The sequence below is a fragment of the Actinomadura sp. KC216 genome (assembly GCF_004348535.1).
Lineage (GTDB): Bacteria > Actinomycetota > Actinomycetes > Streptosporangiales > Streptosporangiaceae > Spirillospora.
Genome location: NZ_SMJX01000186.1, coordinates 1 through 16,196, shown reverse-complemented (window position 1 = coordinate 16,196; position 16,196 = coordinate 1). Strand labels below are relative to the sequence as shown.

At 75.1% G+C, this 16,196-nt stretch carries 11 protein-coding genes; 2 read left to right on the top strand and 9 right to left on the bottom strand.

Features of this window, described 5'->3' with window-relative positions; genetic code table 11:
• The coding region (locus E1264_RS27375) for a hypothetical protein (protein ID WP_132178321.1) at positions 1-1,144 on the bottom strand (1,144 nt) is incomplete at its 3' end.
• Between the two features lie 263 nt (positions 1,145-1,407).
• On the opposite strand from E1264_RS27375, the gene E1264_RS27370 reads away from it, so the two are divergent.
• Positions 1,408-2,469 carry a hypothetical protein gene (locus E1264_RS27370; RefSeq protein WP_132178320.1) on the top strand — a complete coding sequence of 354 codons (1,062 nt, stop codon included), beginning with the start codon at positions 1,408-1,410 and terminating at the stop codon, positions 2,467-2,469.
• A gap of 98 nt (positions 2,470-2,567) precedes the next feature.
• Complete coding sequence (locus E1264_RS27365) at positions 2,568-3,923, top strand: hypothetical protein (protein ID WP_132178319.1); 1,356 nt, start codon at positions 2,568-2,570, stop codon at positions 3,921-3,923.
• Between the two features lie 23 nt (positions 3,924-3,946).
• On the opposite strand, the gene E1264_RS27360 is transcribed toward E1264_RS27365, so the two are convergent.
• The 8 genes from E1264_RS27360 to E1264_RS27325 are packed head-to-tail and all read right to left on the bottom strand — an operon-like array spanning position 3,947 to position 15,993.
• Positions 3,947-4,849 carry a hypothetical protein gene (locus E1264_RS27360; protein ID WP_132178318.1) on the bottom strand — a complete coding sequence of 301 codons (903 nt, stop codon included), beginning with the start codon at positions 4,847-4,849 and terminating at the stop codon, positions 3,947-3,949.
• Positions 4,846-5,985 (bottom strand): hypothetical protein, encoded by a 1,140-nt coding sequence (locus E1264_RS27355; RefSeq protein ID WP_132178317.1) that lies wholly within the window; start codon positions 5,983-5,985, stop codon positions 4,846-4,848. The genes E1264_RS27360 and E1264_RS27355 overlap by 4 nt, the downstream gene beginning before the upstream one ends.
• Positions 5,982-8,474 carry a hypothetical protein gene (locus tag E1264_RS27350; protein ID WP_132178316.1) on the bottom strand — a complete coding sequence of 831 codons (2,493 nt, stop codon included), beginning with the start codon at positions 8,472-8,474 and terminating at the stop codon, positions 5,982-5,984. The genes E1264_RS27355 and E1264_RS27350 overlap by 4 nt, the downstream gene beginning before the upstream one ends.
• Positions 8,471-9,763: a hypothetical protein gene (locus tag E1264_RS27345; RefSeq protein ID WP_132178315.1), complete on the bottom strand. Its 1,293-nt coding sequence runs from the start codon at positions 9,761-9,763 to the stop codon at positions 8,471-8,473. Before E1264_RS27345 ends, E1264_RS27350 begins: the two co-directional genes overlap by 4 nt.
• 13 nt (positions 9,764-9,776) lie before the next feature.
• On the bottom strand, positions 9,777-11,525 hold the full coding sequence (locus tag E1264_RS27340) for a hypothetical protein (RefSeq protein WP_132178314.1): 1,749 nt from the start codon (positions 11,523-11,525) through the stop codon (positions 9,777-9,779).
• Positions 11,518-14,079 carry an AAA family ATPase gene (locus tag E1264_RS27335; RefSeq protein WP_132178313.1) on the bottom strand — a complete coding sequence of 854 codons (2,562 nt, stop codon included), beginning with the start codon at positions 14,077-14,079 and terminating at the stop codon, positions 11,518-11,520. Before E1264_RS27335 ends, E1264_RS27340 begins: the two co-directional genes overlap by 8 nt.
• Positions 14,069-15,376: a hypothetical protein gene (locus tag E1264_RS45465; RefSeq protein WP_132178312.1), complete on the bottom strand. Its 1,308-nt coding sequence runs from the start codon at positions 15,374-15,376 to the stop codon at positions 14,069-14,071. Before E1264_RS45465 ends, E1264_RS27335 begins: the two co-directional genes overlap by 11 nt.
• 32 nt (positions 15,377-15,408) lie before the next feature.
• On the bottom strand, positions 15,409-15,993 hold the full coding sequence (locus E1264_RS27325) for a 4Fe-4S single cluster domain-containing protein (protein ID WP_132178311.1): 585 nt from the start codon (positions 15,991-15,993) through the stop codon (positions 15,409-15,411).
• Between the last annotated feature and the right edge of the window lie 203 nt (positions 15,994-16,196).

The window sequence follows — 16,196 nt, the reverse complement described above, 5'->3', positions numbered from 1 at the left end:
GATGTGTATAAGCGACAGGGCCGGGGGTCATCGCGGAGCCGAGCCGGCGGCGGAAGTGCTCGACGGCGTCGGTGAACGCCGCGGACGTCGCGGACGCCGAGCGCCGGCGCGAGGAGCGCGGCGGCGGCGCCGTCACGACCCTTCCGTCGTCGATGACGAGGCTCCCGCAGCGGGCCGCCGTGCCCTTCTCGAACGCGGAGAGCAGGATGGCCGGCGCGGCGGTCTCCCGGTCGACCCGGATCGTGAACCCGCGCTCGATCAGCGACCGCTGCAGCAGATCGGAGAGGCGGTCGGCGCAGGCGTCCGCCTCCAGGACGCCGCACAGCCGCTCGCAGGCGTCCTGGAGGTCGCCGCCGAGCCCGGTCTCCCCGGCCAGCACCTGCTCCAGGCGCGCCGCCAGATCGCGGCCGTGCGAGTGCCGTTCGAGCGCCGTCGCGCCGAGGACGAGCATGTAGCGGGCGGCCCGCCGCCGCTCCGCCTGCCGCCGGGCGGTCTCCTCGTTGACGGTGCGGACGATCGAGATGAGCTCGTCGGCGTAGGCGCGTGCGGCGACGCGGGACGTGGTGGCGATCGCCCGCGCGCCGATCTCCAGCGCGTCCTGGACCCCCTCGGCCGCCGCCTCCGGGGCCATGGCCTCGAAGCGCCTGCGGACCTGCTGGTCGCTCAGGCCCGTCCCGGTGCCGCGCCGCCCCGCCAGGGCCCGCGCGGCGGTGAGGATCTCGATGCCCGGCGACGGTCTTCGCCGGGTCAGCCTGCGCAGGACCCGGGCGCGGGTGCGTCCCTGGAACGCGCGCCACCCGTCCGGGATCGCGGCTTCGGTGACGGCGCACCAGCGGTCGATGTCGCCGAGGCGTGTCCCGGCCAGCGGCAGCCGTCCGGGGACCGGTACGTCGTCCCCGGCGCCGCCGCTCGCCCGGACGGTGGCGTTCAGCACCATGACCCGGGCGGACAGATCGACGAACCGGGCCGCGGTCTGCTCCCACAGCCGAAGGTCGGACGGCGGGAAGGCGGAGTGCGCGGCATTGCAGACCGCCATGCCGCGGATCAGCAGCAGGAGCCCGTCGCCCGCCAGGAGGTCGTCCGGTCCGCCGCCCCAGGAGTCCGGGGCGTCGCCGTGCAGGAGTTCCACACCTTGCGGTTCCATCGGGGAATCATCCTCTTTCGTGGCGCCGGGCCATCATGCTCAGTGTGCTCTATCCGCCGGGCGGCTGGGAATGCTTTCACCCGACAATTTTCCGGACGAACATTCCGCCAATTCTCGGAGCTAAAGAAAGTGTCGCGGGCGATGCGGCGACGATGACGCGGCCGTCCACTGGCGCCCGGCTCTGTGGCGTTCGCCACAGGCCGCCCGCACGGCCGTGTGGATGATGGTGGCGTGAGCGTTCGGTGGCCGAAGCGGGGCGGTGAGTGAACACGGTGGAGGCGAGTGCGTTTCATGCGGAACTGCGCCGGCTGTGCAAGGGACGCGGCCTGCTCGGCCAGGACTTCGCGAACCGGCTGGGCCCGGCCCTGATCCGTCGCATGAAGGCGGGCGATCCCGGTGAGCAGGGGGCATGGCGGCGGGGCACGGTCGCCGAGTGGCTGGGCACCTGGCTCCCTGCGCTCCCGGCCGACCTGGAGTTCGTGGCGCGGGTGGCGCTCGGCCTGCATCCCGGGGCGGGCCAGCGGTTCCTGGGGGAACGCATTCGCTACCTGGCCGAACAGCTGGAGCGGGACGAGCGGACCGTCCGCCGCCGCCTCGACGAGGCGCTGTGCCTGCTCGCCGAGTTCCTCGCGGCCGGGACCCCGGCGGCGATGCCGGGCACGTCCGTCCCCGAGCCGCCCGTGCCAGCGTCGTCCGCACTGGGGCCGCCCGTGCCGGGGCCGCCCGTGGCGGGGGCGTCCACGCCGGGTGAGCGGAAGGAGCGCACCGGGTGGTACTGCGAGAACGTCCACACCGTGGTGCGGCTCGACCTGCCCGAACCGGAGATCCTCGAGATGCGGCGGATCGCCGTCACCGCCGCCGAGCTGCGCCACCTGGTCATCTCCGTCAGCGTGCCGCCCGCCCCCGGCGGGCCCGCGGGGGAGCTCTTCGCCGACGTGATGTTCGGCGGCCTGCTGGTGTCCCGGGAGCATCCCAGCAAGAGCCTCTTCAGGTTCGTCATCGAACCGGCACACCCGCTCCGAGCAGGCGAGAGACACGACTTCGCGTTGAAGTACCGGTTCTCGGACGGGCATCGCATGGTCCCGCACTACGCCCTCACGCCCCTGTCGCGTTGCGACGCGTTCCTGCTCAGGGTGCGGTTCCCGCTGTCGCGTCCGCCCGAACGGGTCTGGCTCCTGGACGCCGTCCCGCCGCGGACGCTCGACGACCCTCCGGCGGGGCTGCCCGAGGTCGCCCTCGACCGGGCGGCGGAGGCCCGGGCGGGCTTCGGGGACCTCGCCATCGGCCACGCCTTCGGCCTGCGCTGGCAGCAGCCCGAACCGTAGGCCGCATTTTCCAAAATGTATTCCCAGATCGTGGAATGGAATGAATCGCGGTGGTCCCGTGCTGCAGACTCGCATTGTCTGCCGGTGAGGAGACACCATTGGACGCACCGCCTGACCCGGAAAACGCGGCGGAACCGGAAGAGGGCGCCTTTCTGTTCGGCGGGGAGTTCTTCACCGATCCCGAGGCCCTGGCAGCGGCGCTGGCCGAGCGGTGGAGCGACGCCGCCGCGCTGCTGGACGACCCGGCCGGACGTCCCGTCGAGTCGCTGCGACGGTTCATCGAGCGGTTCGGCCCGGGGCCCGGCACCGGCCGCGAGGACGCCCTCGTCCAGCTCGCCTCGGCGCAGCCGGTCAACGTGCGGCTGCTCCATGTGCTGCGCCGTCTGGCGCCGGGCGCCCAGCCGGTCTACGGGGGCGGCCGGCTCGACGCCGACACCCTGTGGAACCTCACCCGGCACGCGCTCCGGCGGCTCGACCGGGACGACGAGCTCGCCCGCGACTGGGCCATGGAGATCATCGAGTACGGCGTGCTCACCCGGTTCGTCGCCGCGCCCGGCGGGGTCGCCCTGGCCGAGATCGAGCGGCGGCGGCTGCGCGCGGAGCGGGGCTGGCCGTCGGTCCGGCGCGTGCTCATCGACGAGCACCCGGCGCTGGCCGGCGAGCTGGCGGACGACTCCTCCCTCCGCATCGAACTGCTGAACATCGCGGTCGACGAGGCGCGGGCGGTGCGGCGGCTCAGCCGGGCGCTCGGCGCGGGCCTGGACGGCCTGCCGTTCCGGCCGCCATGGCTGGAGCGGCAGCTCGCGTCCACGGGCGCCGATCCACTCCTTCTCTTGGCGGCCGTCCGGTCCCTCCCCCAGGCATGGCGCGAGGTCCCGCCCCAGGAGCCGCGTGAGGCGCAACGCCCGCCGCAGGACGAGGCACCGCCCCAGACGCGCGGGCGGGACGCGCCTCCGGCGCCCGGCATGAACTGGACGCCCGCGCCCGCGCCGCCGTTCAGGGAGAGGCAGGATGCGCTGCTCCAGGCGTCCGCCCTCGCCGGGGCCGTGTTCAGGGCCGTCGCCGGGATGTCGCTGGTCACCTTCGCTTGGTGGATCTTCCACGGCGTCCTGCTGATATCGGATTCCGAGCGCGGGGCGGTCGCGGTCGTGATCTGGGCGACGTGCCTGATCCAATGGGCGGCCGAATGCACGCTGGCGGCGCTGCTGGGGCCCGATTATCGCGAGCGGGCGCTGCTGCCGCGGATCGCCCGGTTCGTCATGGCCCCGCTGGACGCGCTGCGCTATCGCCGGTTCGGCCGCTTCGTCCTGGCCGTCGTGATCGTGGTGGTGGTCATCAGCTCGGCGCCGGGTTCGCTGCCCTCTCTCGTCCCCTTGACGGTTCTCGCCCTGCACCTGGCGTGGACCTACCTCCGTTGGGCCGACTACGCCCGTTCCCGCCTCCCCTACGTCTAGGCGAGCTATGTCTCGGGACATTGCTAGACCAGGCCCAGGGGCTTGCGGGCCTCCGCGTGGTCCGCGTCCCGCGCGCGGAGGGCCTCGCGCAGCGCGTCGTCGGTCTGCCTGAGCCGCTCCTCCATCTCGTCCAGGGCTGCCTGGAGGTGCTCCAGGCCCGGGCCCTTGGTCAGGAGGCCGACTCCGAGGGCGGCGCACAGTTCGCGGTCGGCGCGGCGATGCGCCTCGATCCGCGGGAGCGTCCGGTCGGCGATGTCCTGCAGCTCGGCGAACTGCGTTTGCAGCGCGGCGAGCCCGTCCTCCCGCGCGGTGACCGCGCCGCGCTGTACGGCCAGCCGCCGCTCGGCCGACGTGACCTCCCCGGCGAGGCGTTCGGCCCGTTCGACGGCGCGGCGGGTCTCGGTGTCCAGCTCCGCCAGCCGGAGCGCGGCCGACGCCTCCAGGGGCGCCGCCGCCTCCGCGAGCTCCCGCTCGGCACCGCGCACGCCGGAGAGCTCCGCTTCCCGGCGGTAGAGGTCGGACGTGGCGGAGCGCAGCGTCTCCACCTCGCCCTTCAGCGCGTCGAGGCGGCGGACCTCCGCGAGCCGCGCGGTCAGGTCCGCGTGCCGGGCCTTGACGTCGGCGAGTTCCGCGAGGGCTGGGCCGAGCCGCTCCGCCAGCCCCTCCGCCTCGATCAGTTCGGCGCGGAGCGTCTCCGCCTCGGTCCAGGCCGCGTCGAGCCTGGTCGCCAGGACCGGGCCGAGGTCGGTGCGGTCGAGCAGGGCCCGGGCCGCGGCGAGCAGGCCGGGCAGGCCGTCGAGCGCCCGGTTCAGGTCGCCGATGAAGCGGAGCCCGGCGGCGCGGTCGGCGGTCGTCCCGGCCTCCGCCGCCAGCCGCTCGATCAGCGCGCCGAGCGCGCGGGTCTGTTCGGTGACGGATTCGTTCATGGCTGGACGCTCCGGTCGGTGAGAGGGAGGAAGGTCGGGTCCGCGCCGTCGCCGGGCGCCAGGACGAGCAGCGGCGGGCCGTCCCGGGTGGGGCGCACGCCGAGCCGGTAGCGCCCGGCGGGGAGGCACGCCACGTCCACCTCCAGCGGCGCGCCGTCCACATCCAGCGGCAGCACGTCCGCGACCGGGAGGCCGTCGTCGGCGCCGCCCTTCGCCACGTACAGCTCGGCTCCGTCGAAGAGGGCGTACTCGCCGACGCCGTAGGGCAGGGCGACGAGCGCGTCCTCCAGCCGTCCGGCGCGGCGGCGGTGCAGGGGCACCTGCACGCCAGGACGCCGGCCGGCCGTTTCGGTGCAGGCCCCGGCGGCCAGCAGCAGCGCCCCCTCCGGGACGGCGCCGGGCACGACGAGCGGTGCCCGCCCGGTCTCCTCGGCGATCGCCCGGGCGAGCAACGGGAACGCGGCGAAGTCCCCGGTCAGCACGGTGTGGTCGGCGGCGCCCGACCGGGCGAGGGACGCCGCGAGCGCGACCCTGTACCTGGTGAGTGCGTCGAGGAGCGCGCCGGCGGTGATCGGCGTTCCGGTGGTGGTGACCACCGGGACGTCCCGGTACATCGGGTCCTGGACCGCCTGGTCGTACGCCACCGACAGGAAGTCCGCGTCGGTGGTGAGCGCGTCGCGGAGCGCCGCGCGCTCGGCGGGGTCGGGGGTGAGCCCGGCGAGGAAGGCGGCACCGTCCAGCCCGGCGCCGTCCAGCCCGGCACCGTCCAATCCGGTGGCGTCGTGGTGCGGGCCGACCGTGATGGCGGTGCCGTCGGTCTCGGCGCGGGCGATGCGCGCGGCGGTCCAGGTCAGGTCGCAGATCGTGAGCGTCCCGGTCACGCCGCGTCGGGCCGCCGCGGCGGCGCAGGCCGCGAACCGCCCCGCCCCGTGCACCCCGTGCGGGGCGGCGGCCCGGTGGGCGGATTCGAGGCGCTCGGGCCCCGGCCCGTGCGGAGCGCTCACGACGACGACCGGGCGGTCGAACGCCTCCGCCGGTCCGGGCGGGCGCCGCGAGGACCGCGCGTCGCCGTCGATCAGGATCAGCGTGGACTCGTCCAGATCGAGGACGGCCGCGCGCTCCAGCCGTGCCGTCATAGCCGCTTCCAGAATGGGTGTCCCAGGTGGGCGAGGTGATCGGCGAACTCCGCGAGGTCGTGCAGGTCCCGGCGGTCCGCGTCGTCGAGCCGTAGCTTGCCCGCCTTGTCCGGGTCTTCGGTCAGGAACCGGATCATGTCCAGCCGGTAGCGGGCATCGCGCGCCGCGTACCGGAACGCGTACCGCCGGATCTCGGCGGCCTGCTGGGGCGGGCATCTCTTCAGCAGGCTCCTGCCCAGCGCCAGCGACATCCGGGTCGGGTCGGGGTGCCGCAGCCGCATGAGGTGGCCGGCGACGTGGTCGACCAGTGTCACGAGCAGTTCGCCGGAGAACCGCCATCCGGTGGCGATGAGCTGGTCCCGGATCCGGCCGACCGGCATCCCCCGGGCCAGCGCTTCGGCGCACAGTTCCCCGACGACCTCGGGCGGCGCGTCGGGCCTGATGTTGCGGACGAGCAGCAACGCTTCCCCCTCGTGGAGCTCCGGATGGACGGTGAGGATCCGCCGGCGCCATCTGGCGTACGCCGCGACGCGGTCGAGCGCGGGCTCCACCGACCGGGCCAGCAGGACGGTGCGGGCGATCGCCGGGTCGGTGTCGAGGTCGCCGACGAGGCTGACGGCGCCTGCGGCGTGGGCCGTCACCCACTCGTACCGTCCGAGATAGCCCAGCAGCGCCCTGTGGAGGCGGGGCAGCCCGGCCCGGCCCGCCGGTTCCGAGCGGACCGCGTGGAACGCCTCGAAGTAGGTGGGCGAGCGGGCGCAGCCGGCGAAGTGGCGGGGCTCGCCGCCGAGCCAGACGAGCAGCCCGTCGACCGTGCCCTTGTCGGCGGACGTCGCCGGGTCCAGCCCGGCCAGCAGGGCGGTCCACGCGGGGTCGTCCGGCGCGTCCGCCGCCGTCATCAGCCAGCCGCCGAAGGACGCCAGCGCGGCGCCGAGCACCCTGCGCCGCGTGGCGGCGTTGAGCACGGCGGGCAGGCAGCCGCGGCCGAGCGCGACGAGTTCGGCGAAGCTCCCGGGAGGGCGCGCAGGCCGCTCCCACATGGCGCGGAACGCGTCGAGCAGGACCGGCGGCGCGGGTCCGGAGACGGCCGCGAGCCAGGCCCGCCGGTCGGCGGCGGGGTCCGCCGTCACCGCCAGGAGCAGCTCGGCCAGCAGCGCGGGATGCCCGCCCAGCGCCGCCGGGACCGGGCCCGCCGCGGGCGGGCGGCGCTCGCGCAGCAGCGCGGCGAGCGTCGCCTCCCCGCCCGGCGCCTCGTGCGGCGGGCGCGGCTCGGCGAGCAGCGCGGCGAGGAAGGTGTCGGCGGAGCCGAGCCGTTCGGCGGTCTCGGCGTAGGCGTCCAGGCCCGGCTCGGGACGCTCGCGCCACACCCGGCGGCGGGCGTTGCGGACGAGCGTCTCCTCCCGTCCGCGGCATGCCCGCCAGTGCTTCGCGACCAGGGGCAGGTCGTCCGGTTCGGCGGCCGCGACCAGCGCGTCGAACACATCGGACACCCGGTCGGGCGCGTCGAGTTCCCGGTGCCGTTCGAGGGTGAACAGCCGGACGAGCTCGTCGCGTTCGGCCGTGCCGTCGCGGACGGACCGCCAGACGGTCCCCGGCCAGTCCAGGTCTTGCAGGATGGCGACGGCGGCCCCCGGCTCGTCGTCGAACATCGAGGCGTCGCGGGCGGCGAGCCCGGCGAGGAGTTTGGACGGTGCCCAGCGCCGTACCTCCACGAGTTCTTTCAGCCAGGCGAGATACCCCTCCGCGGCGGGCGCCGTCGGGGGCGGCGCGCCGGGCGCCTGCCAGTCCAGCTCGAACGAGCCGGGGCGGCACTGGTGCGCGAAGGCCAGCCCGATCCTGGTGTCCGCGCCCTCGTGCCAGGTCGCCGCCGAGAACCGGGTCCGCCACCCCTGGGGGAGCAGGGCCGCGACGGCGTCCATGAACGCGAGCCGCTGCTCCACCGTCAGGTGTTCGGCGCGCGTCACCGTGACGGGCCCCTCCAGCAGCAGCGCGGCGGCGCGGGCGACCCGCTCGAAGCCCAGCTCCGCGACGGTCGCGGCCTGGCCCCGGCGATCGGTCCGGGTCAGCGTCGCGTGCAGGGCCGAACCGGCCTCCGGGAGCGGCTCGTCGCGGACGGCGGCGAGGATCTCACGGTAGGAGACGCCCAGGTCGCTGGCCTCGCGGTACGGCAGGTAGTAGAAGGTGCAGGCGGTGATGGGACGTCCCATGCCGTCGTTCTGGGACGTCCAGTCCTGGACGCTGAGGCCGACGTGGTCGCGGTCGCCGGCGCGGACCGCGGTGAACACGATCCACGGCAGCGCCCGGGGCCCGGCCTGGTCGGCCGGCGGCTCGCCCAGCGACGACAGCTCCGCGAAGACCGCGGGCAGCTGCCTGCCGGACAGCCCCGCGCCACCGGCGGTGATGGCGTAGTCGTCGTAGCTGCCCGGCTCCTTGCCGAGCACGGCCCACGCCACGGGGAAAGGTACGGGTACGGCTGGTGTCGCGGTCATCGTCCCTCGTCCTTGAACTGCTGCTGGACGAGCCACATCAGGGGTTCCAGGACGTTCACCGGATGCGCCGTGCCCTGGATCCACTGGCCGACCTTCCCCTCGAACTCCTCGTAGGAGACGTTCTCCGGGGCGGTCTCCAAGAACCTGCCGGTCCGCGGATCGACGCGGAAGCCCACCGCCGAGGTGAGGAAGAACCGGGTGCGCCGCGGGCTGAAGTACTGCCTGATGACGTTCCTCAGCTGCCGGGTGCTGTTGGTGTCGCCCAGATGGGCGTCCGGGCGCCGCTCGTCGCAGAGATGGTCGAAGTACTCGCGGGCGGTCTGCGACGGCGCGTGCGGGAACTCCTCCTCGCCGCGCGGCTCGACGTAGAGCCCCTGCCGGTTGACGGCGTTGAACACCAGCGGATGGTCGAACTTGGTGACGCAGACGGCGAGATGGTGCGGCAGGTGCGGGTCGTTGGGGCGGAACCGGGCCCGCGCGGCGATCTGCACGATGATGTGCTGGAGGTAGTCGTAGGAGTCGTTCTGCTTCGTCTCGCGGACGGGGTCGAGGAGCAGGATCAGGCCGGTGCTGCCCGCCAGGTGCTCCGCCAGCCGCTCCAGGTCGGCGGCCGAGTAGGAGGACGCGCTCTGCGGTGGCGGCTGGTCGGGCCGCGGCACGGCCTCCGGCGTGTGGCCGCCGAAGATGCCGCCGGGGGCGTCCAGGACGTTGAGCGACACCACCGCCGTCCGCTCCGTCCGGCGGCGCCGCCAGACGGGGGTGGCGAGGACGTTCCTGCGCCGGACGCGCAGCCGGAACGACAGGTCCGGCGGCAGCGCCACGGTGGCGTTGGGGAACACCCGCTGCCGGCGGAGCCGGTCGGACGCCTCGGTGAGGAACGTCTGCGACTGCGGGTCGGTGCCCCAGATGAGCCCGGCCTGCCGCTCCTCCAGCGCGAGCCGGATCGCGCCGAGGAAGGTCGTCTTGCCGCTGCCCGGCGGGCCGAGGATGCCGATGCGCCCCGCGACGGCCTCCTCGGCGCCGGGCCCCCGCTCACCGGACGCGGCGTCGCCGGGCTGCGCACCGTTGCCGGACCCCGCACCGTTGCCGGACGGCGCACCATTGCTGGAGCGCGCGCCGGTGCCGGAGGGCGCGCCATTGCCGGAGGGCCCGCCGGTGCCGGACGGTGCGCCGGTGCCCGAGGGTGCGGCGTTGCCGGACGGCGGCGGGGAGTACCTGCTCCCGGGCGTCTGGACGGGCTCGTCGTCCCCGTCGTCGGGGAGGGGCTGGAACGGGGGAGGGACGGTCATGGCGCCTCACCTCTCAGAGCGGATGGGCGAGCGGAAGCGGGAAGGGGACCGGCGCGGCGGGCAGCAGGCCGAGCACCGCGGCCAGCGGGCGCGGCGCGGCGCCGTCGAGCCCGAGCAGGCCGTGCTCGCCGAGCGCCCGCCAGACCGGGGCGGGCGTCTCGGGCACCCGGTCGAGGACCGTGATCCGGCGGGAGGCGGGCAGGCGGGCGAGCGCCGCCGCCCAGTCGCGGTGCAGCGGGCAGACGTCGACCGGGCGGAGCCCGCTGACGTCGGAGTACAGCGGATGAGGGGGACGCCCCGCGACGGTCAGCAGGACGCGCGGCGCACGCGCGGGCGGGCCGCCTCCGGCCACGGCGTCGAGCGCGTCCTCCAGGGGCGCGGCACCGGCGGCGAACGGCTCGACGGGGTCGGGCAGCCGGTCGAGGGCGGTGCGGGCGGCGGCGGGCGGCTCCGGCCGCCAGGCGGGCACGACGTCCAGGATCGTCCGGCCGCGGAACGCGTGGTCGGTGTAGCCGACGACCGCCGCCCGGACCCGGTCGGCCATCTCGGTGGCGAGGAGGTCGAAGAGCCCGGCCAGCAGCTCCCGGCGCCGGCGGACGGTGCCCGCCGGGCCGTTCAGCTCCAGCAGGCAGACCAGTTCCAGCAGCGGCGGGGGCGGCTCGAACCAGGTCGGCAGGTCGGCGAGGATGTCCGGGAGGTCAAGCGACACCGAGTCCAGCCCGGCCGGTTCGGTCAGCCTGACCCGCTCGGGGCCGTCCAGCACGGCCCGGACCACGGCGGGCCCGGCCGGCAGCGTCGCCCGCCACGCGTCGATCAGCCGCGGCGGCCGTTCCACCGTGCAGACCGCCAGCGTCGTCAGGGGGTTCATGCCCGGCGCCCGGTAGACGGTGATCTCCTCGGCGGCGCCGCCGCGGGCCCCGGCCGGGAGCAGCGTGCTGAGCTCGGTGCCGACGCGCGCCGGCTCGGGCCCGACCCGGGCGACGAGGAGCCCGTAGCCGGTGCGGATCGGCCGGGCCGCCGCGATCTCGGCGAGCAGCCCGGCGAGGGCGCCGGGTTCGGCCGTCGCGCTTCCGGGCCCCGCTGCGAGGGCGCCGGGTTCGGCCGCCGTTTCGGGCGCGAGGAGGCGGGTGGCGAGTTCGGGCAGCGGCCAGCCGGGCGCCCGGCAGATCGCGATCCGCGCGGGCGGCAGCCGCCGGGTCCACTCCCCCAGCGCCGCGGCCAGCGCGGGCTCCAGGGCGCTCCGGTCCAGCCCGTGCTGCGCGCCCGCGAGCTGGAACGCGCGTTCCGCGGGGTCGGCGGAGAGCATGGGAAGCAGCTCGGTCCAGCAGCGGGTCTCGCCCGGTTCCTCGGCGCGGACCAGGTGGTCGACGAGCGTCGCGGTCAGCCCGTCGGGACCGGCCTCCAGGATCGCCAGCCGCGCGCCGTCCGCGCGCCGGTCGATCGCGGCCGCCACGACCGGCCCGGCGGGCCGGATCGGGACCTGGGCGGCGTCCCGCGCCGCCGCCCAGGCCGCGTCGTCCGGGACGCCGCGCAGCAGCGTGGCGTGGTCGCGCCAGTCGCCCCCGAGCCGCGCCGCCGCCCGCAGGTCGGCGGCGAGGCACGCCGCGTCGAGGTCCGCCTGGAAGCCCGCGGCGTCGCCGTGGCCGAGCCGCCAGGGCGTGCGGAGCGTCCAGCCGCAGTCGGCGCAGCGCGCGCCGGCACCGGCGGGCAGGCCGCAGACCGGGCAGGACGCGGCGGAGGGGGCCGCCTGGGGCTCAGGCATCGGGCACGTCCTCCGGCAGGATCAGGTGGACGTCCATGTCCGGGGCGAGCGCGAGCCGTTCGGCGACCCTGGTCTCGACGGCTTCGAGCAGGCCCCGGGCGGCCCGGGCGTTGCCGAAGTCGGGCGCCGTCATCGCCGCGGCGAACCAGGCGCGGACCCGGTCGAGGACCCCGGGCGCGAGCGTGTAGCCCTCGGACGCGGCCCGTTTCTCGAATATCTCCACCAGCTCGTCGAGCGTGTAAGGGGGGAACTCGATGTACAGCATCACCCGCGAGGCGAGCCCCTGGTTCAGGGCCATCATCTGCCGCATCTCGTCGGTGTAGCCCGCGAGGATGACGACGAAGCGGCCCCGCCTGCTCTCCATCGCGGGGACGAGGGTGTTGATCGCCTCCCTGCCGAAGTCGTTCTCGCCGCCCTGCGCCAGCGCGTACGCCTCGTCGATGAACAGGACCCCGCCCTCCGCCTCCTCGATGCGTTCCTCGGTGAGGCGGGCGGTCTGGCCGATGTAGCCGCCGACGAGCTGCGTCCGGTCGGCCTCGACGATGTGTCCCCGGCTCAGCAGGCCGAGACGGTGCAGGATCTTGCCGATCTCGTGGGCGACGGTGGTCTTGCCCGTCCCGGGCGGGCCGAAGAACGTCATGTGCGGGGCGACGACCTCGCCCCGCCCGCGCCTGCGGTTGAGCTCCAGGCGCAGCACCATGCGGCGGACCGCGTCCTTGACCTGGCGCAGGCCCGTCATCGCCTCGATCGGGCCGAGCAGGTCGGCCACCGCGGGCGGGGCCCCGGTCTGGCGCAGGTGCTCGGGCGGCAGGTCTTCGGGGGCGAGCGGCAGATGCCGCTCGCCGCGGACGCGGCTTGCCCAGTTTGCGCTCGTCTCCTGGGCGAGCGAGCGCATGGCCCGCGCGTTGTCGAAGTTCGCGGGCCGGTTCCGGTGCATCCTGGTGACGACCTGCTCCAGGGCCGCGGCGAACGCGTCGCTCCCGGCCAGGCCGCGCTCGGCGAAGTCGGCCCGCGCGATCTCGATGAGGACGGACGGCTCGTAGTCCGGGAACTCCAGCCTGTACTGGGCGGGGAAACGGCCCGCCAGTCCCGGGTTGCTGCGCAGGAACTCGCTGATCTCCCGGGGATAGCCCGCGATGATGACGACCAGCCGTTCCCGGTCGTTCTCCATGCGCTGCAGCAGCGTGTCGATCGCCTCGCGGCCGAAGCCGTTCTCGGCCTGGTCGCTCAGCGTGTACGCCTCGTCGATGAACAGCACGCCATCCATCGCCCGGTCGACGGCCTGGTTCGTCTTGATGGCCGTTTCCCCGAGGTACTGCCCGACCAGGTCGGCGGAACCGACCTCGACGACATGCCCGAGGGTCAGCAGCCCGAGCTCCACCATGATCTCGCCGACCAGGCGCGCCACGGTCGTCTTGCCGGTTCCGGGGTTGCCGGTGAAGACCATGTGCCGGGCGGGCGCCTCCCGCCCGCGCGGCGGCTGCCAGCGCAGCTCGTTCAGGGCCTTGACCACCGGGTCGAGGCCGCGCAGCTCGCCGAGCCGGTCCCAGACCGTGCCGTCCCCGAGGTCGGGGCCCGACAGGTGCCCGTCCGCGCGCAGCCGGGTGCGGTCGAGGGGCGTCCCGGACGCGGGCATCCGCGCCAGCAGGCCCTCCCAGGCGCGCAGGCCGCGGCGTTCGCGCGCCATCAGCCGCGTCGTCGGGGTCAGCGTCCGCCAGTCGCCGATCTCCAGGCCGCTCAGCAGCCGGGCCCGGTGCACGAGCGCGGCCAGCTCCGTCGGCTCCGGCGGGCCGATGAGCCCCGGCGAGCCGCGCCGCTGTTCGGCCAGGACCGCCGACTGCAGCAGGCCGGGCAGGTTCACACTCCGCCTCGCGAACTCCTCGATGTCCGCGAGGTGCTCGTGGGCGAACACCAGGACGCAGGCGTTGCCCGCGCCGTTCCCGCCGCCGAGCCAGGAGTCGAGGGAGACGGCGAGCTGCCGCTGCCCGTTGAGGTGGCGCTCCAGGACCGCGACGTTCTCCAGGACCACCGCCGTCCGGACCGTCTCGTTGCGCATCAGGTCGGCGATGAGGGCGAGCGCGGCCTCATCGGTCATCGCGGACCGCCCGGCGGCTGGGAAGGGCCCGGCTGTCGCGGACGGCCCGGGCTGAGACGATGCCTCCTCGTCCGCCGCCTTCTCCGGTGCCTCGCGCGAGGCCGCGGGCCGCCCGCTCACCTGGTAGTAGCCCAGCGGCCCCTTGATCCGGGCGGACGCGCGGCCCGGTGCCCCGCCGCCACGGCCGCGCCGGGTGCCCGTGGCGTCCCGGCGGGCGAGCCGCGACGACGGGTCGCGCACGGTGAGCATCGTGTCGAGGTTGAAGAACACCACCCGGTGGAAGCCGGCCGCGCTCAGCGTCTCGTGCAGTGCCTCGGCCAGGTTCAGGCGGCGCAGGGAAGGGTCGACGAACACGTCCTGCACGCCCGGGCCGTACAGGACGAAGGTGGGGTCGTCCCCTCGCGTCGCCGCCCGGTACAGCGGGACGAGGCGGGTGGGCAGGGGCCGCTCACCGGACACGCCGCAGCCGTTCCCCGATGGCCTTGAGGTCCCCCTCGCCGGGGGTCGGCTCGGTGTCGCGGGTCTGGGGGGCGCCGACGGGGACGCCGGAGTCGCGCAGCATCTCCAGCATGGTCTGGGTGCGCCGGGTCCTGCGGTCCTCGGCCGGGTCGGCGTCGTAGGAGAGCAGCTTGATCGCCATGCCCCCGTCACCGTCCGGGGCGACCTCGACCACGATCTCGCTGTTGCCCGCGAGGCTGACCAGCTTGCTGTAGTGGGCGCCGCGGAAGTCCTGCCCCTCCCAGACCTCCTCCTCCAGCTCATAGCCCTGCTGCTCGAACGCCGCGACGGCGAGCTCGGCGGTGTTGGCGCGGGCCTGCGACGCGAGCGCCCGGACGTGGGCGCGCTCCAGCAGTTCGGTGAGCCGCCGCTCGCAGTCCGAGCCGGTGCTCTCGGCGATGGCGCGCAGCTCGTCGGCGGTCAGCGGGCAGTCTTCAGCGACGACGACACCGGCCTCCTCGCGGAGCCGGTCGAGGAATCCGATCAGGTCGCCGTCCGTCCAGAAGTCGACGTCCAGCACGATGCCGGGCAGTTCGGCGCCGTCCACCCCGTGCATCGGGATCCGGGCGTTCGACTCGACGGCGGCGTCCGCGGCGCGCAGCGCCTCCAGCGCCGCGAAGCGGACCCGGTTCCACTCCAGCTCGGCGTCCTCCACCTCGACCCGCAGATCGCTGAGGTCGAAGTACAGGGCCTGGACGAGCCCGAGCATGAACGCCGGCTCCTGCTCGCCGAGCGTGCCCGCGGTCTGCATGAGCCGCTGTTCGAGGCGTTCCAGGCGCCCCGGGGCGAAGCGCTCGTGCGGGAGTTCGCGGATGGCGGCCGCCATCGTCCTGGCGTCCTCGAACATCGCCATCGCCCGCGCCGTCGCCCGGTCGCGGCCCTCGGCGAGGTCGGTGACGCGGGCGTCGAGGTCGGCGATCTGGCGCCTGCGCTGGGCCCGCTCCCGGGCGATCTCGTCGCCCAGCCGCTCCGTCCTGTCCTGGACCGCCGCGAGTCGCCCGGCCTGTTCCCGGAGCTGCTCGCTGGTGCGGACCTCCAGGTCACGGGTGTACTCGCTGAGATCCTGCAGCCTGCCTTCGGTCTGGTCCTGCCGCCGGTTGACGGCCGCGACGGCGCGGTCGATGTCCTGCCGGGTCTGCCGCTGGACGCTGTCCAGCAGCCTGGGCATGTCGCGGCGGACCTTGGCGAGCTGCCGGGCCGCCTGCTGGGCCTCCCGCCAGGCGCGTGGGTCGACGCTGACGGTCTTCGCTCCGCTCACGGTGAGTCCCTTTCCGATGTGAACCGTGCAGCTCATGGCCGTGCCACCACCTGTTGCCAAGCCGTGCGTGCGGCGCCCGACGGCACGCCGACGAGGAGCGCCCGCTCGGCGGACACCCGGATCTCCGTCCGGCGCGGCCCGGTCTGGAAGTCGGCGCCGTCCAGCCGGTCAGTGAGCCGGTGCACCCTCTGGTTGGTGCTGCCGCGCATTCCCCTGTCGTCGTCCAGGACGTCGACGTACCGGCCGTCGATGAGGACGTCGACCTCGTCCAGCAGCACCTCGGGACCGGGGCGTCCGCGCAGGTCTCCCAGCCGGTACCCGGTGAAGCAGATCAGGGTCAGGTCGCGGTGCCGCCGGGCCAGCCGGGCCGTCTCCGCCAGCCCGGCCGCCTGCTCCATGGGTTCGCCGCCGGAGAAGGTCAGCCCGGTGACGTCCGGGTCGGTCAGCAGCGCGGCGGCGAGCTCCGCGGGGGACATCACGCGCGCCGGCCGATCCTCGATCCAGTCCGGCGCGACGCACCGGCGGCACCGGAACGGGCACCCCTGGGTCCACGCGACCGCGCGCAGCCCCGGCCCCAGGGCCCGCGTGCCGGTGCAAATCTCCGCGATGTTCAGCATGCCGTTCACCTCCTCAACCTCTGGGCCCGCGCCGCAGGACCGATGCGAGCCGGGCCAGCGGCCGGAACCGCGGCCGACGTCCCTGCCGCGCCGTCCGCTGCGGCGGAGGCTCGAACCGGCTCGTCGCGCTCTGGACGGGCCCACCCTGCGGGGCCCCGACGCCGACATGCGGCAGCCCACCGACCCCTTGCCTCCCGGAAGAC